This window comes from Methanosarcina sp. UBA289, from assembly GCA_002496565.1.
Taxonomy (GTDB): domain Archaea; phylum Halobacteriota; class Methanosarcinia; order Methanosarcinales; family Methanosarcinaceae; genus Methanosarcina.
Genome location: DAKJ01000024.1, coordinates 150994 through 172406, shown reverse-complemented (window position 1 = coordinate 172406; position 21413 = coordinate 150994). Strand labels below are relative to the sequence as shown.

The window sequence follows — 21413 nt, the reverse complement described above, 5'->3', positions numbered from 1 at the left end:
GCAACATCTCTCCACACTCAGCACGAAAACGGAGGCACAAGCAGCATAGGCGGGCTCAGAGAAGCTAGAAACGGAATCAAAATCCTGGACTCTAAAAACATAAAAATCTATAACTGTAAATTTTCCCTCCTGCTCTCCGATGGAATTAGAATATCTCGCTCTACCAATGTCCAGGTAAAAGAATGTATAATCGACTGCGCAGGACATGACAGCATAAGCTCTTACAGGTCCAACAAAATCAAAATAGATAACTGTATCATGAATCTCATGATAAACACCTGCGTGCGGGTATACAACTCTGAAGACTGCAGCATAACAAACTCTACCTTCAAACAATCTATGTCAGGAACCGGAGCCGGTTACATCGAACTCGAAGGGCAAGCAGACAACGTAGATATAAACCACAACCTCTTCACGGCCTCAACAGATCCCGTTCTATTCTCTGCCTACAGTTCAGGGGGAAAAATTACCATAAATGACAATGCCCTCTATGGAGTCGAAAACTTAAGAGCGTCCTATGCTCCCTATGATATTATTCGATCTAACAATGCCGTATTTTCTGACTCAGCCGACTTTGCAGCCCTGGGATACGGATATACCTCAAGCTCCTCTTCTCACATAATATCCCTAGACGAAGGAAAAGAAACACATGGAGAACCGGAAGAACTGGAAGAACTGCAGGAACCGGAAGAACTGGAAGAACTGCAGGAACCGGAAGAACCGGAAGAACCGGAAGAATCGGAAGAAATCGTAATTGATTGTGAAGACGAAACAAGCCCAATATACGAAAACTGTACAGAGTCAGCATACATAGACATTCGCATCTCCCAAGCTGAAACAGCTTACATGCTCACAAACGCAAGCATCCAGGATCTCAACAAAGCTAAACTCCTGCTCAATGGAACTGAAGAAGATTACTTACTTGCAGAAAAATATATGCAGGCTGGAAACCTAAAACTAAAATACGCTCAGGAACTCCTAGGCCTGAGCTCCCAAGAACTAACCACAACTACAATAGAAAGCGGAGTGCTCTAATAAGCACTCCAACTTAAAAAGGGGGGTAACATATGGCAATAAAAATTATAGGCAGAGATGGGCAGGAAAGAAAACAAGGGGATACCTCAAGCTGGAATCGTCCCTCACAGCCCGCCAGCTCTGGCTCCAGCTCAAAACCTGCAAGTCCTTCGCAAACAAACCAGCAAACACCAACATACTCTACAACTTATCAACAGCAAAACGAAAGATTACAGCAGCAAATACAGGCCGTAAAAGCAGAAAGAGCACCACAAAACACAATAACGCAGCAGCAAAGCACAAAAGACAGGCTAATAACTGCAGCAAAACAAGGATATGAAGCAGGGCAAGGAAAACCATATTCTCTAAAAGAATTACAAGCACCGAAAACACCAACAAAAGAAATGCTAACATACTCACTAGCAGAAAAAGCAAACGCTCTATCCTCAAAAATAGACGCAGCTCAAAACAACCATCTAAACAGATTACCACAGGGTACCGCAAAAGATTTTGTTACCGGTGTAACCAACATTCCAGAAATGGCAGTTTCAGCAGCCGGGAACATCCCCCTAGGCGTAGAGTCAATGATACGAAACCCTTCCACAATAAGCGACTCTATAGCATTGGGAACGGGAGTTCTAGCAGGGGCCACAGTACAAAAAGCTCAAACTCGCCCGGCAGAATTAGCGGGGGAATTGGTAGGTCCTAAGATCATCTCAAAAACCATAAAGCCAGCAGGTACAATCGCGGGAGAATCTACAGGGCTGATAAGGACTAAAACATTCGGGTCTAAAGTTGTTCCCTATAAATCAACGGCGCAAGCAGTTGAAACCGTTTTCGAAAAAGACTTTACAACCGGAGCAAGGGCTGCACCAAAAGAACATACTACGGTAGGGGGTGCAATTAGAATTCGAGATCCTGGTTCAATAAATGACGTGGGTGTAGGTGCGAAGGGTACCTTTATGACTATAGGAAATAAAAATCTTGAGCCACATGGACTATATTTCACAAACAAAGCAATACAAAGCAGAGTTACAGGAACAGGATTAAAAGCAGACGTATTAAAAAAAGTAGAATCAGTCGAAAACTCATTACCTGGCAACAAAAGGGTATTCATTCAAGAAGTCAGAAATGTAAAAATACCCGAAAGCCTAAAAAGTGAAACTTACAAATCGATAGAAACCACTGGCAACTTTGAAAAACAATACCCAGAGATTGTAAGGCTCGCAGATGAACAGAGCAGGGCATTAAACGAACCTATTGCAATACCTTCACCGAAGAGAGCTAAAGGTATTCCGGAACCCGAGAACGAAGTATTTGTAGTAATGACCGGGGAAAAAGCCGCAACCGTAACAGGAAAATCTTTTGCAGGATTCACAAAAGAAGGCGCAATAATTTTCAAACTACGTTATGGAAATCAACCCAAGCCATCCGGCACATTATCAAACCTAGCTGAAAATATTGAATATAACTATGATGTAGGTTTATCAAGAACAGGACTCTATAAAAAAGGACATTTAAACGCAATGGTTGAAGACATGAATAGAAGGCAGGCTGAACTTAACGGCGATGCCTTATCTTATCCAAAAGCTTATGAGTTTGGAAAACACGGCTTATCACATGTCAAAAACGTAGAAAAAAACCTGAACGATCTTGGAGTAAGCCAACCTGATTCAAAAATGCTCGCAGAATATCACGACATCGCTAAAGTAGGTCCACTAGAATCAGGTCCTATACCTCACGCAGAAGCCGCAGAGATCGCAATAAAAACAGGAAAATTTTCCACTCCTGAACTGGTGTCTTTGCCACAATCAAAAAGAAATGCTCTTGCTAAAGACATCGGGACACACACAAACATAAAACCTTTAAATTTACATAATATCCCATCAGGGCTACATACAATATTAATTGACCGTCCCTCTCTCACAGGTAAAGCATTAGCGACAGCAGACCGTATTGACCTAACTAGGTTCGGGATAGAAGTAGATCAATCAAAACTTTTCTTCAAACCAGGGGAGACAATAACCCAGGCCTCAACAATAGGAAAACGTAATATTTTTTCAGATACAACGGCAGAACTCTTACCTATAAAAAAAGGGACTCCGCTTCCAGCAGTCAAGCCAAAGGGTTTAGTCACAGCAGAAGAAATCTTTTCTTCCACTAGCTATGAGGTTCAAGGATCAAAAGGAATAATGCCAGAAATTAATATTCCTGTCAGTTCTTCAAGTTCAGTACCAGACCCTGTAAGGGCTTATAAAAATCCATTAAGGTCTTCAAAATCAGTAGATTTTATAGGAGCTTATAAAGGTCCATTAAGGTCTTCGACTCCCGTAAGGGCATATGAAGATCCATTAAGGTCTTCAAAATCAGTAGATTCTATAAGAGCTTATAAAGATCCATTCGAATCTTCAAATCCTAAAATATACCCACCTGGTTATATTTCAGACCGTGGTAACATTCTAGATTATAAACCGCTACCGAATAAATCAAATTACACACCAATTCCACCAAAATCTAACAATTACACTCCACCACCTCCAAACCCAGACACTTACACTCCGCCGCCTCCAAACCCAGACACTTACACTCCACCACCTCCAAACCCGGATACTTACACTCCGCCACCTCCGAACCCGGACACTTACACTCCACCGCCACCAAACCCATTTAGCCCAAACTTCAAATGGGATATCGACCCATTTGAAAACAAACAGAAACACAAAAAAACAAAAAAGAAAATGCTTGAAAACGAATACGGAGACCCATTTAAAATAAAATTCAAATTCTAAACATGGCAAAACAGACACATCTAAAGAACTTAGGTTTATCACTGTAGAACAAAATAAAAATAATATCTAAACCAGGGGAGTTCTACAGTGATAAATTTAATATTACCATCTTTCCCCATGTTTCCATTTTTGAGTATTTGTTTTAATTCTATAGTGGAAATATCCAATTTGATTTAGGAGCTCTCCCTCTTTTTGCATTGCTGTGCCAAGTGACATATTTGAATGTCCTGCAAAGTCATATACTTCATTCAGTTGATATTCTAAATCTGCAATTGAATATAAATCGTAAATAAACCCTTTATATGGTTCAAATATTAATTTTCCATCTTTATTATATGGCAAATATTTGTAAAACCACAGCCAAAGAGTATATTTTAATCTCATATCGTTTCCCATCTCCCCTTAATTCTTAATGATCTCATGTAACTATTTAAAGATTTAGAGAAGTTACCAATAAATTTCTACAGTTCTTAAACCAGTTCCAACATTTCAGATACAAAACAAACCACAAACGGGACACCCTAAAACCCAAATTATCAACTTAGCAGAAACAAATATATCTAAGGAACATAGGTTTATCACTGTAGGACAAAATTTAAAATATTGTCTGAAACAGGGGGGTTCTACAGTATGGAAAGTGAAGAAATAGAACTATGGAAAGAACATCCAAATCAAATGTTCATAAGCACTATACTTAGATGTTTAATCGCTTGTGTTGTAGCGCCTTTGCTCATGCTTATGTCAAGTATTGCCTTCGGAGAAGAAAGCTGGATTTCAATACTGGTAATCTTTGCTGCAGCTATCGCCATGATGTACTATGCCGTCATGTCATATATTGGAGCATGGAACATGTTAAAATTTAAAAACCGGAGTCAGTGGTGGATATCGTTAATGTTACTAATCGGACTAATAGGGGCTGCAATATTACTATGCCTAAAAAACAAATCCAATTACGCAAGCACAAAGACAATTCCAAACGTATAGATATATTTTAAAAAACAACCTTTTCTTTTTTTCAACAAGCAAAAACTATATTTTTATATATAAATATATTACATCACTCACAGCAGGCTTAAAACGCAAATAAAACACAATACCTTTTTTTAGTATGTATGATAACAAAATTATTTTAGATAGATGTATAACTCAGGATCTACAAGGAACAGCCTTACTATTAGATTTCTTGGACGACTGCGAAGTCAGGAACTTTTCCCCCAGAACAATACAGTCATACAAAAGCAACCTGAAATACTTCTTATCCCGGCACTCTATAGAAATCTCCCCTACGGTCCTCAAAGACTTCCTTGTTCACATCAGGGATGAAAAAGGATACGCTCCTTCAACCATTGAAAACTACTTTGCAGCTCTCTCCTCCTTCTATGACTTCCTCGAATGGGAAGGCGTCCAAAAAAACATAGTCCCACAATTTCGGAAACGGTACTTACGGTACTACAAAGAACAACGGCACGAAGAGCGCCAATTAATCAACCTGGAACAAATGAAGGACCTCATAGACTCAGCCGACTGGATAGGTTATAAAGCAATGTTCATCTTTTTTGCCAAAACTGGAATAAGAAGACAGGAACTTATAGACCTTGATCTTCAAGACCTCTTCTTATCTCAGAACTATGCAGTCTTAAAACCTCACGCCAAACGGAGCAACCGCATAGTTTTCTTTGATGAAGAATGCTCTAAGGTCCTCCAGGAATGGCTCGCCTGGCGACAGAACCAAAGGCCAAAAATCCGAAACAAAGCCCTCTTCCTTGGAGTCATGGGCGCCCGGATAACCCGAGATGCCGTATACGACGCAACAACCCAACACGCTCAGAAGCTCGGCTTCCACAACCCGCAAGGCAACCTAAACGAAAAATTTACTCCTCACTGCTTTCGACACTTCTTCACAACCTGGCTAAGGCGTGCCGGTTGTCCCAGATCAATAATTCAGGAACTCCGGGGAGATTCCAGAAAAGAAGCCATAGACATCTATGACCACATAACCCAGACAGAACTAAAAGAAAGCTATCTGAGGTATATCCCTCAGCTAAACATAAAATTATAATTCTCTCTGAGAAAGTGCCGCGACTCCTTGTCAAAATTTCATCCAGTTTCAGAAATAAAAAACGAATTTATTTTTTAAAAGAGTTGAAGAATTTGGGGATACTAGCAAGTAACGCTGAGGGGGAGATTCGAACTCCCGTAGCGCGAAGCGCTACCGGTTTTCAAGACCGGCGCCGTAGTCCGCTGGGCTACCTCAGCAGGTTGAGAGAATTATCCATACAGCTTCCGGAAATAGAATAGTTGCAGATTACTAAGATCCCGGTAAGCGTATACAACAAACCCGATTATGGTATATAAAATTTGCGAAGAGAAAGAACTCTTCGCTTTTCTGAAGAACTTAAAGCCAGAATCAGACTTCCGGCTCTGAAGATTCCTCGGCTTTGGGCTCGACCTCTGGCTCGGATTCAGCTTCAGCTTTAACTTCAGGCTCAGCTGTAACCTTTTCAATAAACTGGACTTCCTTAAAGCCAGCGTACTTGAAAAGTTCTGATGCTACTCTGTTCTTTGCCATGAGCCAGCGCTGGTTGAAGGTCAGGCCAGTGGGAGTATAAATTTTTGCAACGCCATCAACGATCTCTATTTCCAGATCCCTGATGCCGGTGTAGAGGGCGAGCAGACCCTGGGTTTTCTCAACGTCCGTCTCAAGAACATTTTCAATGGTGTACTCATAAGTAACGGTCTTACCTGCAAGAGGGCTGTTAAAGTCCACAGTGACCCTGCGGCCTATAACCCTGCTGACAATTCCTCTTCTGCCATCTACCTCAACAGCAAGGCCAGGGTGAACATTTCTATCTTTCAATTTCGTAATGGAAATAGTTTCTACAAGTTTGGGGTTGCTCGGGCCAAAAGCTTTTTCCGGAGAGATTACAACGCTTCCGCTGTAACCGACTTCCTTTCCTTCGAGATCTTCATCAAGGCCCTCAATTGTATGGCCTGCACCGACAATAACAACGTCTCCGCCGTAAAGTCCATGCGGGCTAAAGATTTCCTCTTTTTTTGCAAGCTCTTCGTCTGTTGTGTCGAAAATCCTACCGTCTTCGAACTTACCTGTGTAGTTCAACTTTATGAAATCGCCTTTCTGGATTGCCATAATATTCAACTCTTTTATTAAATTGATAACTAAGAAAAATTATTCATTGTCAGCTAAATTCAGCGTAAATGTGTTTCACGCTATAGAACTCTGCCTTTAATAAGCTTTTTGGGAATCCATAGGGTTGCTACCGATCTCAAGGATACTTATAAAAAACAGTAGTTTTAGGAATAATTTGCCGGAATCAGTATCTTCCGACCTTGAAACTTACTTTTAGCAAACAATTGGCTTGAAAATATGAGCAGGTAGAACATTTCCGCTTTATATTTACAGTGATATCCATTTTTTGTAAGAAGGCCTTTTTCCTGCAAATAGCCGGATAGAAGCGAAGGTTCGGGCAGAAATATTTCTATCCCGTTAATTTAAGCCTAATATATCTCTAAGTTCAATACACTTTCTCATATTTCATATGTCTTTCGATTACTATTTATGCCACGAAGTTAGAATAAAATATTAGAATATAATTCTGGAAATCAATGTGGAGAATTTGGGAGTATAATATCAATATATCAACTTTTTCCTTTAGGTATCCTGTTGCATTTTTAGCCACCAGGCTTGTGGAAGGGTACTTAGCAGAAAATTTCAGTTTTCAGGAGGGGTATATGGAAAAGAAGCTTATGAGAATAGGAATTTCCCTGCCAAAGGAACTTCTCAACAAATTTGACAAGACTCTTATGAAGAGAGGTTACTCCTCTCGGTCCGAGGGAATAAGGGATGCCATAAGGACATATAACCAACACTATGAGTGGATGCAGCAGATCAGGGGAAAAAGAGCTGCAACGATTTCTGCCGTATATGATTGCTCAAAAAAAGGGGTATCAAGCACTCTGGCAAATATTCAGCATGAATATACTGATCTAATAAATTCCTCAGTACGTTTCCATATTAATCCAGATTCATGTTTTGAAGTAGTAATTCTGCAAGGAGAAGGGGAGAAAATCATAGAGATAGCTGAAAAAATTCTAAGTTTAAAGGGAGTCAAACACTCAAGGTTAACAACAATTTCTGAAGAGAAGATAGGAAAGTCGACTTAAAAAGGACTTAAAAGCTTTTTAATCTTGGAGAATACCTTGGAATCTGCTTACTCTCAATTTTGGGTCTCAGTTCTACTTTAAAAGCTGTGGGTATTCTGAAGGGCACGAAATAGAAAATATCCTTATATTTTTTCGATATATAGGAGACTTAATTCGTCAAGCATGGAATCTAAAGAACTACTCAGAAGTAAATTCACCAATTATTATACTCACTTAAAAGTGATCTGCATGGATATGACAAAAGTTCAGGTTACATTAAATGTATATTTAGTAAGCTTTGAGAGACTGGTACGGGATATAATTACTGCTCTATATATAAGAAGATGGAGACAGGCAGAGAAAGAAAACGTTGTATCCATAGAGGATTCTATGCTTCCTGAAATAATCCGAATTCAATCCGAAGCTTTGAAACTAAAAGCCGAAACGGTATTAGACGGTACTCGAGAAGAATGAGAAAAATCTTCTATGTAATAAAAAGCTAGGACCAAGTTGTAGGTTACTGTATATATTATATAAAGCCTGTTCTGTCTCTAGAAGGTTTTAAGAAAAAATCAGTAATCTATTCAATTAGAATAGACAAGAATTACAGAAGAAAAAATTATGGGGAGAAACTATTAAAAGAAAGTATCAAAGAAATGAAATTAAATGGAATATCCTCAATTCTTTTATATGTAAATACAAAAAACCTTCCTGCAATAAGGTTGTACGAAAAAATGGGCTTCAAAAGAAATGTAGAAATAAAAGATATATGTGGCACAAAAGAGATATGTTATGAAATGGAACTAAAAATTCTTTAATATTAGGTTTATTAATCATTCCTTAACTCTATCATTCCTTACATCTCTATCCGTTCCTTATATTTCTATCATTCTTTCAGAATAACTCTCGAACTTCTTGCTACAAACCATCAAAAAAACAAAGCATTTCTTAAAAAAGCTGATTATTTTAAACGCTCTTTGCACCATAATAAGCTGGTTTTACTTAGCTTTTTTCTAATGTTATTTACTAATCTTTTGTTAAAAGATATGTTTAAATAAATATTGAATATTCTAAGGTGCGTTTAATTACCAGGCTGGGGGAGACTTCTGTCATTATAAAGTCGTAAGTTTTTAATGGTTTGAAATTATAAACTGTTCAAAGATAGATTCACTAACAGCCTTCCTTAAGAGTGATTTTTATGGGGATTACAAGAATTCACACCCAGTCAGTTGGATATTTAATGAGTCTTAAGAAATTGCTGCGAGATACCACTAGTAATCTAATGGTAAAAAAATGGAAATCAATAGAAAAAGAAGATATTGTTTCTATAGAGGACTCCATGCTTCCTGAGGTTCTTAGGATCCAGGCTGAAGGATTTAAAAACGCAAGCCCGAAAAAACTTATAAGATATTCAAAGAATTCCAGAAATATTTTTTACGTTATGAAGAGTAAGAGTAAAATCGTGGGCTACTGCATCTACTACCTGAAACCCACACTTTCCCTCAAAGGCTTTGAGAAAAACTCAGTAGTATCTTCAATCGCAACTGACAGAAACTTCAGAGGCATGGGTTTTGCTGAGAGGTTATTAAGGAGTAGTATCGAAGAAATGAAAATAAATGGAATATCAGCCGTTCTCTTATATGTCAATGTAAACAATCTCCCTGCTATAAAGTTATACAAAAAAATAGGTTTTCGGGAAATTAAACAGGTAAAAAATATATGCGGCCAGAATGAAAGCTGTTATGAGATGGAATTGAGGCTTGTTTGAAGCGTTTCTCTATATAATCTATTTTTGATGTGTTTCCCTTTGATATGTTTAAATATAATATTTCTCAGGATAATAATTTTATGTCAATTTATATAAATAGTTATATTTAAATAACTTTCAGGTTCTCAATTCAATGTGCCTGTAATTAATATTCTCATATTTCTTGGCGGGCTCGTGTTGCTCGTAAAAGGAGCAGACTTCTTCGTATTGTCCTCATCCAGGATTGCAAGAAAGTTTGGAGTATCCGAGCTTGTAATAGGATTGACTCTTGTGTCCGTGGGTACGTCAGTACCTGAACTTGCGTCCTCTTTGGCAGCATCTTTCCAGCAAGCAAGTGGAATAGTTATGGGCAATATACTTGGGTCAAACATTGCCAATATAGGGCTGATTGCAAGTGCGGCTGCTCTTCTGACAAATATCAGGACAGAAGAAGTTATGTTGAAAAGAGACGGATATATAATGTTATTTTCCTCATTTCTTCTTTTCCTTTTTATACTTGACTTTAGAATTTCGAGATTAGAAGCCTTAATTTTTATTTTATTTTATTTTATTTTATTTTATTTTATTTTATTTTATCTTGCCTACATTTTATTCCTGATTGATAAAGTGAGAAAACATGAAGGAGACATATATTTTAAACATTTTATGATTTATTTTTTCAAATTTGAGTACCTTTCCAATTTAAAATCGAGGATAAACCTCCATATCCAGAAGTACGAAAGAGGAAATAAAGGCTTAGGAAATACGAAAAAAAGCATCTTGGAAACCGGAAAAAGCACTCAAAAAAGAAACGAAGGTGAATTCGAGACTAAAAAGAGAACTGAAGCTGAATTCGAAACCGAGTTTGAATACGAAGATGCTGACCTCGATGTTATAGAAGAGAACCTTTCAGAAGCAAATATATTAATAGAATTTTTTAAGCTTATTGCAAGCGGAGCTGCAATTATAATTGGGGCGAAATATTTTGTAGAACAAGCAATCTTCTTCGCTCGGCTGCTGGAAGTTCCGGAGACGCTTGTAGGAATAACCCTTGTTGCAGTTGGGACTTCAGTTCCCGAACTCATGGTAACCGTCTCAGCAGCCCGAAGTAATTATGGTGGCATTGCTATTGGAAATGTCATAGGATCAAATATTGCGAACATATCTTTGATACTAGGCTGTTCAGGGCTTGTCCACCCTATCACGACAAACTACCTCGTTGTTTACTATATAGCACCTTTTATGCTGATAATAAGCGCCTTGCTCCTCCTTTTTATACGAACCAGCTGGAAAATCAAAAAGCTTGAAGGACTTATCCTGCTCCTTCTCTATCTAGGCTTTATGATCCCAATCACTAGCCTCGTGTAATTAGTGCTTGATTATGTAACAATAAGTTGAGTTTTCCTAATAAACCCTATAAACTGAGAGAAATGCTTATTTTCTTTATCTGTTAACGAATACATCGTCAACCTTAAAATATGTACAAATACGCACTATCGAGTCAGGCATGTAATTTAAACGAAGCCGAAAAAAAGTTTTACAAAAATCCAGTAAGTAAATATACAACAAGGCAAGTATATTTAGAAGTTAGATTTTAGAAGTTAGATAGCGATAAAACGGCGGGAGTAAAAGGATGACAAGTGAGATGATTACTGGAAATATCGGGTTTCTCATCTTCACATTCACATCTGTCTTTGTTGTTGTCAGCCCAATCAGCGGAGTAGTAACTTTCATCTCCCTGACCAGCAAGATGACACATGAAGAAAAAAATCAAATTGCGAAAAAATCTGTCACACTTGCGTGTCTAATCGCTCTTTTTTTTGCTATAACTGGCAGTATAATACTTGACTTGTTCAGTATTAGTGTGGATTCATTGCGGGTTGCCGGAGGGCTCCTACTTTTCAGCATTGCCTTCGATATGATGCATGCCAAAGTCTCAAGAGAGAGTATTACTGAAGAGGAAATTTCGCAGTCCCTAGAACGTGAAGATATCTGGGTCTTTCCTATAGGCCTTCCCCTTCTTACAGGCCCCGGTGCAATCAGTACGGTAATTGTCCTGATGGGAAGCACAGAAAGTATTCAGCAAAAAATAATAATTCTAATATCAATCATAATGACCTTCGTTGTCTGCCTGTACATCTTCCTCTTCTCAAGAAGAATTCATAAATTCATAGGGTATAATGGGATGCTGGTCTTTACAAGGCTCATGGGACTTCTGCTTGCAGCTCTTGCAGTAGATCTTACCTCAACAGGTATAATAAACATCTTTTATTTAACAAAATGAATTTCCAACTATAAGAAAGCTAAATGATAAATTTAAAGCAAAACTGGCCGGTCCAATACACTAGTTAATTGACCAAACTGATCTTGCTGGAAGTCTCTGATTTTGAAAATTATTGAAAGTTATTTATAGATTCAAATCTTTCAAAAATTAATTATCGGCCGAGTTACACGTTGAGAAGATACACTGGAAGAAACAGCCGAAGAAGTACACCCACATTTTCTACAGTAATAAAATACATTTAAACCAATTACCTGTTTTTTAAGAGGTGTACCGCATCGGGTACACTCTACAGAAGATTCAAACATTTCGATCTCACTCCATGATTATGAATGGCTCCAGTCTTACAGTTTCCTTTTTTGTCCAGTATCCACATATAGGACAATACTGAAACTTCTCAAAGAGCTTATTTTCGAGTTTAGAATGGCATTCCGGACAATATTTTAAGAAAGGCATTCGAATTTCTCCTATTATAATAAATATAAAATCTCAATTAAGTCATTATTTAGAGACGTTTTCACTATATTAGTCTTGTTCCTTCCAGCTAACTTCATCATCTTCCCAATTTTTTAAGTTTCTTTTTATGTTATTTTATTACCTATCCAATTCTTTTTCAATCTCCAGAACCTTAAGGGTAATTTTCATGACTGAACCGGGATTAAGTGAAATGGGATTTATTCCCTGTTTTACCAGAAACTCCATAATTTAGGAAAGTCGCTTGGAGCCTGCCCGCAAGTCCCATTATATCTTCCATTCCGTTTTGCTCCCTGCACAGTCATTGCCATAATCTTCATAACCCCTGGATCTCACTTATCAAATCCTGTGGCAAGAAGTTCAGAATCCCTGTCAACCCCAAGGAAAGTATTCTTCCCACCCATCAGCAGTACATCATCAATTGTGGTTTCTTCAAACCAGCTGATGTACTTGCTTTTGTTTTCAGACATTTCTCAGTAAATCCCTTTTGAAATTATTTTCTATAATACAAAGGTGCAGCAACACATTTAAAGTTTCATGTAGAATTTAGTGAGTCCCCCATTATCTGGATGGAAAACTCTTATTGTGAATCTAGCCCCGATTATAATTATACGCCAATGAAAGAAATGGGTTTCCCGCTAAATAAAAATCAGAAAAAGGTTAGCCTGCAAATAAAAGCAGGAAGCTTAAGTTTTGTGGAATAAATATCAGTAAATAAAGCTTCCTTCAGAAGAATATTTATAGAAAAACTTTTGATATTAAAATTTACACCCGATAGAATTTACTGTCGGATTTGATTATTGATTTGTTCTTGATTTTAAGTCTTAGTTTTAGCTCTTTAGTACTCTATTTTATTTTCGGATTCTTCCCAAGCCTTAAATGCCTTCAAGGCCTCTTCTCTGAAGAGCTGGCGGAACTCTATATTTCGCTCTTGGGGAGGGAGGGAGATTTCCTTATAAATAAGAGAATCCGCAAAACCAATTTTTTGAGCGTCAGAAGCTGTATTAGCAAAAACAACTTTATCGATTCTGGCCCAGTAAATGGCTCCAAGACACATTGGACAAGGCTCGCAGGAAGAGTAGATAACACAGCCGCTGAGATCAAAGGTCTCGAGTTTCCTGGCTGCCTCTCTTATTACATTTATCTCAGCATGGGCTGTTGGGTCATTAAGTGCAGTAACCAAGTTGCAGCTCTCTGAAAGGATTTCCCCTTTTCTGACGATTACTGCCCCAAACGGGCCTCCCCCTTTTTTCACATTTTCAAGGGAAAGTTCGATTGCCCGTTTCATAAATAAAGAATCATTATCTGACATTTTTCTCTCTCTTATTGTATCGTTTGCTTTTGTTAGAGACCTTTTTATTCAAAACGAAAACCTCTATTTTCAGTAAGAGATTATACTTCAAAGCAAGAAATAACTGTATAGCTGAGCCTTTACAGGAAAATCCTTTAAGTACAGGTCTATCTTAAACAATTGTAGAACTATTATAAAACTATTAGTCAAAGATTGAATAATCATAAGAAGTAATAGTTATTGGGTCCCGTGGACTATTGAAAATCACTCGCCTTTCGGAGCCATATCTCACTATCTTCATATACCGGGTTGTGCCAATAGCCAGAGTATATGGCGAGCTACAAAGCCCTTGTAAAAGATGTTATCAAAAAAGCTGATGTCCTTCTTGAAGTAATCGATGCCAGGTTTCCTGATGAGACCCGAAATAGCGAAGTCGAACACGAGATTACCCGCTTAAACAAACCCTTTATAATAGTAATCAATAAGTCCGATCTTGTATCAAGAGAAAAACTCGAAAAAACTAAAGCCCGCCTTTCGAGAACTGCACCTGTAATTTTTGTTTCCAGCAAGGATAGGTCAGGAACGACAATGCTGAGGCACCAGATCCTTGCATCGGCCGCTACAAAAGCCGGTATAAAAGAGCAGGATATTCTGGTCGGCACCTTGGGCTATCCCAATGTTGGCAAATCCTCGGTAATCAATGGCGTTACAGGCAGGCACCGGGCCAGCACATCTTCTGTATCGGGCCACACAAAAGGCGTCCAGCATATAGATGCAGGCTCTCGCATCATGTTCATAGATACGCCTGGAGTGATTCCTTTTGATGAGAAAGATGAGTATCTCCAAGGCTTGCTCGGAATCAAGGATGTAACCCACCTTAAGGATAAAATTGGAGTCGCCCTGAAGATGATTGAAAAAATGCTTGCCGAAAATAAAACAGCCCTTGAATCCTTCTACAATATCACAATCGAAGATGAGACATCCTATGATGTACTTGAACTGATAGGCAAACAGTGTAATTTTCTGCAAAAGAAAGGCGAGGTGGATGAAACAAGGACTGCTACCAAAATTATCAATGACTGGCAAAACGGGCTACTTCTTTTATAAAAATTTGATTAAGCTTTTGATGAAGGAATAAATTTTTGGCCAGGGACCAGGTTACGGTTTTTTCAGAGAGCTAGATAAATAGGAAGGCTCTGCTTATCCGAGAAGCTTACTTTATTCGAGCAACTTATTTATCTTAGTAGTTTACTTTTCTTTGATCAGATAGGAAACTCTGAAGTGCACCCTGAACTCGGACGAGATTGTTCCGTAAATATTTCCGGTACAGAATACGATACTTTCTGTTAATAGCGACAGGCGGGACGAGGAGGATCAGTTTCATCACATTTCCCTGAAGCAGTTTGCTATTTTTTCGGGCAGTTCATCCCGGTTTTCCTCATTAACCATCAAAACCTCGAATTCTTTCCTCATCCTCTGAGCCAGCTGGTGACTGCTTGACCGATGCAGCACTGCAAGAACCGGTTTATCGGATTCCAGGACTTTTTCAACTGCCGAAACGAAAGCTTCGGATTTGAGCTCCATCGGCCCGACCTCATCGATAACTATCAGGTCACAGTCCAGGGCATTCCTGAGAGCATTTGCCCCGATCTTTTCAAGTTCTTCCAGGTTGACATGATATTTTCCAACTCTCTGTCCACTTCCTCTGACGCTGCTCAGGACTCCGGTTTTTCCGGTAGCAAGGTCCCTGATTGAAAAACCTTCCCTCTGCCCTTCTTTCCGGATTTCGGCAGTCCGGATGCCGCCTATTTTGAAGCCCGGCTTGTCGGCAAGTTTTTCAGCAGCTTTTGCCACAACTGTTGATTTTCCAATACCCGGACTGCCGGTTATTGCAATTCTCAGCATGGTTTTTTGTCCCCCTTTATATTCCCATTATCCAGAAAAATGTACCTTTATTTTACTTAAATCAGCCAGCGGTGAGTTTTTACGTTGACTATAAAATGATTGCAGAATATACACTGGAATACACATCAAAAGCTTCTATTAAACTAAATTGTAAAAAATACATGGGATTGAAATTATGACTACAGACCAGGAAATTCTTGCTAGAATCGAGGAAATTGAAAAGAGGATGGAAAGGATGGAAGCCACGCTTGAAAACATTAATAATATCCTGAAGAAAGTAGAGCAAAATACCTATTTTGGGTGCTATATGCCAGAGGGGAAGCTGGAGTGAAGAGATAAAGAGAGACAAATTTCCAGATTATCCAGATTTTACTTTTTTCGACGCTCCCTTCTTAACCTGTTGACATTATCACGGAACAACCAGAAAAGTATATCCAGACCGTTCTTGTCCCGCACCGAGGCGCGGCTGGAACTGATCGGCTTTGATTGAATGGGAGATCAAATCTCTCCCGCCCTGGAAAGAATTGAGGTAAAATATCCAGCTCTTCTTTAGCAGTGGGCAGCTCGTTTTTCTGATATTACTGTTAATTTGTTTTTATCACCATTAATTTATTTATCCTAGATTTTTTAATAGATATTTTGTTTTTTGTATTTATATTCTAACCAGACAATAAAAACAAAGTTATATATTGACAATTTCCTATAGATGATAGTTTCTGATTTTTGTTACTGAGGAGGAGTTTCTTCTGGACTATTATTCCCTCGATCTGCAAAATATCAAAAGTACTGTAGATTTCCGCAGTCTGTACCAGGCTTCAATTCTGGAAAATGGGGAAATTAAAGCCAGCCGGGATTTTGAGCTCAGAATCCTGGAAGGGAAATATCGGCTTATACGGCGGATATACGGTTTGTTTTTGATCCTCAGCTTTGTAGCACTTACCATTGCTCTCCTGCATTATTTGGGAATTCTTTCGTACCACACATTTGAGATGTGGCAGAATTCTTCAGCGTAATTTTTCCAAAAATAATTCCTTCTCTTTTGGGTTTACATATTTTCATTCGTTTTTCGGAAAAGCCGATCGCTTGCGACAGGTGAGAGTCCGGGGCTAAGAAGAGCAGCAATTAACTAAATCCAGAAAAAGGGAATAAATCACTCAATTGTTTTCCCTGTTGTGGATGATCTCATAGCTTACTTTTCCTCTACCTATGCAGTCCCTGACAAGCTTTTCTCTCGGGGAAAGAGTTCCGGTTTTTCCGGATTTGACCTCGACAAAAACCACCTTATTCATTTCTCCCTCTGAAAGGCCGTCAAAAACAATGAAATCCACAGGAGTACCGAGGAAACGTGCATCCTTGGGATTGTACTCAAAATCCGGGAAATAAGGGATAAGGTGTTCTGTAACCTTGCCCCGGATAACGGCTTCACTTTTCTTTACGGCATCCTGGCGAATCTTTTTCTCCTCATCAAGCTTCCAGGCCCTGAAGAGATTTTCGGCTTTTTCGGAAACCTGGCGTTCCATCTCCTTCGCCTGCCAGGTTTCGTACAGCTCTCTGGCACGGGACTCGGTTCGGCCTTTGAGAGCAATATATTTAAAAAGTAGATAAGCTGCAAGAAGGCCAAGGAAAAGAATAAGGGTTAAAATAATCCAGTCATCCACTGTTATTTCTCCAAAAAGGTTTGAGGGATTAGAACGGAATTAAGTTAGAATCTGTGAGAATCTAAGTGAGAATCAATATAAATTATTGAGAACTTACAGAGATTATCAGGAAATTATTAAGAAATAAATCCTAAAAGAATAAATGAATGGGCTAACAATTTCAGGCTCTATAAATAGCTATAAATATTTAAAAGTTCCAGCAGAACTTTCTTTTTATCCGAAGACTCCTTTTCTGGAAGATTTCATATCTACCCATGGGCAGACTGAAAATTCATTTTCCCGGAAGTAATTCTATACTGGCAAAAGATATATATGAGAAATATAATTCCTGTTTTTCATTTTTCAAAAGGAATTATGGCACGGGTAGCAGAAGATAGATAGCATGGTCAGAAACTGGAAAGACAAAAAGGAAGCAGGCAAGCAAAATAAAGATCTTTTCATCATCGCCTTCAAGACCACAGTTCCTGTGCTTCTTGGATACATACCCCTCGGAATGGCTTTCGGGTTTCTGCTTGACGGAGCAGGATACCATTGGATCTATGCTTTTATTATGAGCCTCTTTGTCTATGCAGGCTCGGGTCAATTTCTGGCAGTAGCTTTACTTGCTGCCGGCGCAGGACTAACTGAGTTTGCCATAGCCACGCTGCTCCTCAATTTCAGGCACGCTTTTTACGGGCTGTCACTGCTTGAGAAGTTTTCCGGAGTCGGCAGGGTCAAACCTTACCTGATCTTTGCTTTAACCGACGAAACGTATGCTCTCCTGACCACAACAGATGTCCTGCAGGGCAGCTCAAAGTCAAGATTTTATTTTTATATTGCAGCCCTTGACCACCTCTACTGGATTGCAGGTTCCGTGCTAGGAGCTACACTTGGTTCTGTCCTGGACCTTAATCTTGAAGGAATGAGTTTTGTTCTGACTGCGCTATTCGTGGTGCTTACCATAGAGCAATATTTCAACTCAGAGGCACGTTTTCCCTTCATAGCTGCCGTGAGTGCAGGAACACTTTCCCTTATTCTTTTCAACCCTGACAATATGCTGCTTGCCTCAATTGTTCTTGGAACTCTGATCCTGATTGGCAGGGAAAAGTCAATGCAGAAAGTCCAGAAAGCGCAGAAGACCCAGAAAACACAGGGAACTTCTGAAAAGGAAATTAGGCCGATCAATTCATCTTCACAACCTGTTGAAGGCAAAATAAAGGAGAAAAGCTAATGCTGGACACCCTTCAAATGTTCATAACTATTGCGGTTATAGCTCTTGCGACTTTTGCAACGCGGGCTCTCCCGTTCATTTGTTTTGGCTCAAGGGAACCTCCTGCGATGCTTTCGGTTATTGAAAAAAATCTGCCTCCTATGATCCTCCTGCTACTTGTGATCTACTGCTTAAAGGACGTGCAATGGCTGACAGCTCCGTATGGGATTCCTGAATTATTAACCATAGGTGTCGTTGCCGGGCTGCACTTCTGGAAACGAAATGCCATGCTCAGCATCTTTACAGGGACTACGCTTTATATGGTACTCGTGCAGTTCAACGCCTTTTCTTTCCTTTGACTTTTTCTCCCATATTCAACGATCAAGTTATCTTGTCTTACCTGATCCAAATCTCTTGTTTTCTCGGGTATAGATCCACGTCCCAATTTTTCAAATTATCAAAGTCGGGTAAATGATTAAATATATTAATAAAGATGGATAATATACAATAAATATATATACATCAAGAATATTTGTTTTTTAAACGAGTGATCTTATATGAGTGAAAAAAAAATAGATGTGTCTTTACTTAAAAGTAAAGGATTTCTACCCCAGAGACAGGAAAATATGTTTTCAATGCGGCTGAAGGTTGTAAGTGGAAACCTGGACGCCGAAAATTTGCGGGCAATTGCAGATGCAGCCGAGAAATATGGATCTGGCTATATCCACATAACCTCAAGGCAGCAGATTGAGGTTCCTTTTGTTAAACTTGAAGATGCGGAAGCAGCAAACAATGAACTTGAAAAGCAGGGTATTTCAGGAGGCTCTGCAGGAAAAAGGGTAAGAGCCGTGGTCGCCTGTCAGGGAGATAGGGTCTGCAGAAACGGGTTGATCAACTGCGAGAGCATAGCATGCAAGATCGATGAGAAATACTTCGGGGAAGCTGTCCCTAAAAAACTCAAGATTGCAGTAACAGGTTGCCCTTCGGCCTGCGTAAGGCCTCAGGAAAACGATTTCGGGATCATGGGCAATGTAAGGCCTGAAACTATCGAGGAAAATTGTGTGGGCTGCAAGCGCTGTGAAAAGGCATGTAAGGTGGGAGCAATAAAAGTCCTGGAAGATAAAGCCTGTATAGATACAGAAAAATGCATACTCTGCGGAGCATGTATTGCAGCCTGCCGGAAAGATGCCCTGAGAGCAGAAAAAACCGGATGCACGATCTTTGTCGGAGGCAAGGCAGGGCGCCAGCCTATGCAAGGGATAAAGCTTCTTGAACTTGCAGACGAGGAGCAGCTTTTCTCAGTCCTTGAAAAAACCTTTGAGTATTACAGGAGAGAAGGCCTTGACGGAGAGAGGTTCGGAGAACTTCTTGAAAGAATGGGATTCGAGAAATACAGGGAAGAAGTTCTTTCCTGAAATTTTCCTCCCTTTTTCAGTTTTTCTCCAACTCCCAGGTAGTCTTCAAACTTCCAGATTTTTTCCAAATTTTCTCAGAATTTTCTCCAAATTTTCAAATTAGCTCTAAATTTTCAGATTTTTTAATTAATTCAAGATATGCCTTAAAGCCAAATGGACAGAAAAAATTGAAATTTTTGCCACTTGTAAAGCCTGCCTGCTTAACTTGTCGGTCTTGCTCGAATTGCAAGCCAGGCTACTATTGCCCCTAATCCTATGACGAGTGCAATAAAACGTATAAGTCCTCCCAATAAGGGAATTTCATATGCAATTGCAAATATAACTGCTCCGACAAGATAGTATACCATTTTTCCGGCGTCCTTTTTTAAGATTTTATTATAGATTACCTTGCCTGCAAGCAGTTTCACAGGTACTGTAGCAATAAGAAGCACAAGTATCAGGAGCAGAATAATCAGAACTGAAAGACTCCACCCAAAGAAAGTAAAAAGTAGAATTACCGAGATTACTGGAAGGAAAATTAGAGCCAGAAAGCCCAATATTCCCGTCTTCAAAGGCGAATCTTTTAGAATCTCTGCAAGCCCGCTTACAAAATTCGGGAAAAGATAGATAAGGATCAGACCCAGAACCAGGGACGCGAGCAGCCCGAAGATGAAAGAGAAGATGCTAAACCCTTCGGAAACACTTTCATATTGTTCTTCCTTCACATTTACCTGTGTAATATTCAGGTTTCCCCCAACCTTATCTTTTAGATTGGATGGGTAATTATCGGCTTGAAGTGAAAGATTTCCTTTAAGCTTGAAGCCATCTCCGGTTTTGAGGGTGCCTGTTGAGACCTCCCCATTTCCGTTAACAATCCCATCAAGCGTTACTTCTCCTCCGCCCAGGAGGATATCCCCTTCAACCACGCTGTCCCGAGAAAGAAAAATCTGGCCGCCGAATGCTGCAACATCTTCACCTACATTTCCATTTACCCGAATAGAGCCTCCGGCTGCGATAATGTTTCCTGAAACGTTTCCATTAACAATTATCTCCCCGCCTGCACCCAGGAAATCGTCTCCCGTGTTCCCGTTTATTTCGAGCCTGGACCCTGCAAGCACCAGGTCTCCCTGAATATCCTGGTCAATCTGAAGATTTTCTCCGCCTCCAAAAGCGTTTCCGGAGCTTGTATATTTAAGAAGATTTTCATTGGCAGCTCCGGCTGAATAAGGCAGTGCAGCAAAAAGAATTATAAGAAAAATAAGACTTGATATCAACTTCTTTTTCATAAACCAGTCCTCTTTTGCACTACTACTTAAGATTTCACACTTAATCTACATTATTTTTTAATTTTACACTTAATTATCTCCTTAAATTAATGAATGTTTCTAAAAAATTTCTAATAATTAATATTAAAGTTCAATTCGGAGAATAAAAAGTAAATGAGGTTCAGCAAAAATAATAAAGGTATAAGTTACATCAATAAAGTACATACCTTCAGGAATTTAGCTTG

21 protein-coding genes, 1 tRNA gene and 1 pseudogene are annotated in these 21413 nt (G+C 39.2%); 15 read left to right on the top strand and 8 right to left on the bottom strand.

Annotated elements, in window-relative coordinates; all coding sequences use genetic code 11:
* Both BP549_RS13815 and BP549_RS13810 read left to right on the top strand, forming a co-directional pair.
* On the top strand, positions 1-1035 hold a 1035-nt coding region (locus tag BP549_RS13815; protein ID WP_292381526.1), incomplete at its 5' end, for a right-handed parallel beta-helix repeat-containing protein.
* Between the two features lie 32 nt (positions 1036-1067).
* The gene (locus tag BP549_RS13810) at positions 1068-3803 is read left to right on the top strand and encodes a hypothetical protein (protein ID WP_292381524.1); all 2736 of its coding nucleotides are present in this window, start codon (positions 1068-1070) and stop codon (positions 3801-3803) included.
* Positions 3804-3905: 102 nt separating this feature from the next.
* Here the strand turns inward: BP549_RS13810 and BP549_RS13805 are convergent, their stop codons facing one another.
* On the bottom strand, positions 3906-4199 hold the full coding sequence (locus tag BP549_RS13805; RefSeq protein WP_292381522.1) for a hypothetical protein: 294 nt from the start codon (positions 4197-4199) through the stop codon (positions 3906-3908).
* A gap of 234 nt (positions 4200-4433) precedes the next feature.
* Between BP549_RS13805 and BP549_RS13800 the strand changes: the two genes are divergently transcribed.
* The gene (locus BP549_RS13800; RefSeq protein ID WP_292381519.1) at positions 4434-4787 is read left to right on the top strand and encodes a hypothetical protein; all 354 of its coding nucleotides are present in this window, start codon (positions 4434-4436) and stop codon (positions 4785-4787) included.
* A gap of 124 nt (positions 4788-4911) precedes the next feature.
* Entirely contained in the window at positions 4912-5862 is a 951-nt protein-coding gene (locus tag BP549_RS13795) for a tyrosine-type recombinase/integrase (RefSeq protein ID WP_292381517.1), read from the top strand.
* A gap of 112 nt (positions 5863-5974) precedes the next feature.
* Here the strand turns inward: BP549_RS13795 and BP549_RS13790 are convergent.
* Positions 5975-6059: transfer RNA gene (locus tag BP549_RS13790), tRNA-Ser, on the bottom strand.
* 151 nt (positions 6060-6210) lie between these two features.
* On the bottom strand, positions 6211-6951 hold the full coding sequence (locus BP549_RS13785; protein ID WP_292381514.1) for a peptidylprolyl isomerase: 741 nt from the start codon (positions 6949-6951) through the stop codon (positions 6211-6213).
* A gap of 602 nt (positions 6952-7553) precedes the next feature.
* Between BP549_RS13785 and nikR the strand changes: the two genes are divergently transcribed.
* The 6 genes from nikR to BP549_RS13755 all read left to right on the top strand — a co-directional run bounded on the left by nikR (position 7554) and on the right by BP549_RS13755 (position 11995).
* Complete coding sequence (gene nikR, locus BP549_RS13780; protein WP_292381511.1) at positions 7554-7985, top strand: nickel-responsive transcriptional regulator NikR; 432 nt, start codon at positions 7554-7556, stop codon at positions 7983-7985.
* A 162-nt stretch (positions 7986-8147) separates the two neighbouring features.
* Positions 8148-8438, top strand: coding sequence for a hypothetical protein (locus BP549_RS13775; RefSeq protein WP_292381509.1), 291 nt, complete (start codon positions 8148-8150; stop codon positions 8436-8438).
* Between the two features lie 50 nt (positions 8439-8488).
* Positions 8489-8782: a GNAT family N-acetyltransferase gene (locus tag BP549_RS13770; RefSeq protein ID WP_349682385.1), complete on the top strand. Its 294-nt coding sequence runs from the start codon at positions 8489-8491 to the stop codon at positions 8780-8782.
* A gap of 380 nt (positions 8783-9162) precedes the next feature.
* Positions 9163-9732: a GNAT family N-acetyltransferase gene (locus BP549_RS13765; protein ID WP_292372842.1), complete on the top strand. Its 570-nt coding sequence runs from the start codon at positions 9163-9165 to the stop codon at positions 9730-9732.
* A 135-nt stretch (positions 9733-9867) separates the two neighbouring features.
* Positions 9868-11079, top strand: coding sequence for a calcium/sodium antiporter (locus BP549_RS13760; RefSeq protein ID WP_292381506.1), 1212 nt, complete (start codon positions 9868-9870; stop codon positions 11077-11079).
* 277 nt (positions 11080-11356) lie between these two features.
* Entirely contained in the window at positions 11357-11995 is a 639-nt protein-coding gene (locus BP549_RS13755) for a MarC family protein (protein WP_292381542.1), read from the top strand.
* 591 nt (positions 11996-12586) lie between these two features.
* On the opposite strand, the pseudogene BP549_RS13750 reads toward BP549_RS13755, so the two are convergent.
* Positions 12587-12849: pseudogene (locus BP549_RS13750) on the bottom strand (putative PEP-binding protein); the annotation flags it as partial.
* A 455-nt stretch (positions 12850-13304) separates the two neighbouring features.
* Complete coding sequence (locus tag BP549_RS13745; RefSeq protein ID WP_292372848.1) at positions 13305-13778, bottom strand: nucleoside deaminase; 474 nt, start codon at positions 13776-13778, stop codon at positions 13305-13307.
* 309 nt (positions 13779-14087) lie between these two features.
* On the opposite strand from BP549_RS13745, the gene BP549_RS13740 reads away from it, so the two are divergent.
* The gene (locus tag BP549_RS13740) at positions 14088-14864 is read left to right on the top strand and encodes a GTPase (RefSeq protein WP_292381504.1); all 777 of its coding nucleotides are present in this window, start codon (positions 14088-14090) and stop codon (positions 14862-14864) included.
* A gap of 276 nt (positions 14865-15140) precedes the next feature.
* On the opposite strand, the gene BP549_RS13735 is transcribed toward BP549_RS13740, so the two are convergent.
* Entirely contained in the window at positions 15141-15662 is a 522-nt protein-coding gene (locus BP549_RS13735) for an NTPase (RefSeq protein WP_292381502.1), read from the bottom strand.
* Positions 15663-15837: 175 nt separating this feature from the next.
* Here BP549_RS13735 and BP549_RS13730 point away from each other — a divergent pair, with 175 nt between their 5' ends.
* Entirely contained in the window at positions 15838-15993 is a 156-nt protein-coding gene (locus tag BP549_RS13730; RefSeq protein WP_292372852.1) for a hypothetical protein, read from the top strand.
* Positions 15994-16816: 823 nt separating this feature from the next.
* On the opposite strand, the gene BP549_RS13725 is transcribed toward BP549_RS13730, so the two are convergent.
* Positions 16817-17320, bottom strand: a complete 504-nt coding sequence (locus BP549_RS13725) for a Holliday junction resolvase-like protein (RefSeq protein WP_292381501.1) — start codon at positions 17318-17320, stop codon at positions 16817-16819.
* A gap of 382 nt (positions 17321-17702) precedes the next feature.
* Here BP549_RS13725 and BP549_RS13720 point away from each other — a divergent pair, with 382 nt between their 5' ends.
* The 3 genes from BP549_RS13720 to BP549_RS13710 all read left to right on the top strand — a co-directional run bounded on the left by BP549_RS13720 (position 17703) and on the right by BP549_RS13710 (position 19924).
* Positions 17703-18530: an AzlC family ABC transporter permease gene (locus BP549_RS13720; protein WP_292381498.1), complete on the top strand. Its 828-nt coding sequence runs from the start codon at positions 17703-17705 to the stop codon at positions 18528-18530.
* Positions 18530-18868 (top strand): branched-chain amino acid transporter permease, encoded by a 339-nt coding sequence (locus BP549_RS13715; protein WP_292381495.1) that lies wholly within the window; start codon positions 18530-18532, stop codon positions 18866-18868. Before BP549_RS13720 ends, BP549_RS13715 begins: the two co-directional genes overlap by 1 nt.
* A gap of 198 nt (positions 18869-19066) precedes the next feature.
* Positions 19067-19924, top strand: coding sequence for a 4Fe-4S binding protein (locus BP549_RS13710; protein ID WP_292381493.1), 858 nt, complete (start codon positions 19067-19069; stop codon positions 19922-19924).
* Between the two features lie 200 nt (positions 19925-20124).
* Here the strand turns inward: BP549_RS13710 and BP549_RS13705 are convergent, their stop codons facing one another.
* The gene (locus BP549_RS13705) at positions 20125-21189 is read right to left on the bottom strand and encodes a hypothetical protein (protein ID WP_292381490.1); all 1065 of its coding nucleotides are present in this window, start codon (positions 21187-21189) and stop codon (positions 20125-20127) included.
* Positions 21190-21413: the final 224 nt, after the last annotated feature.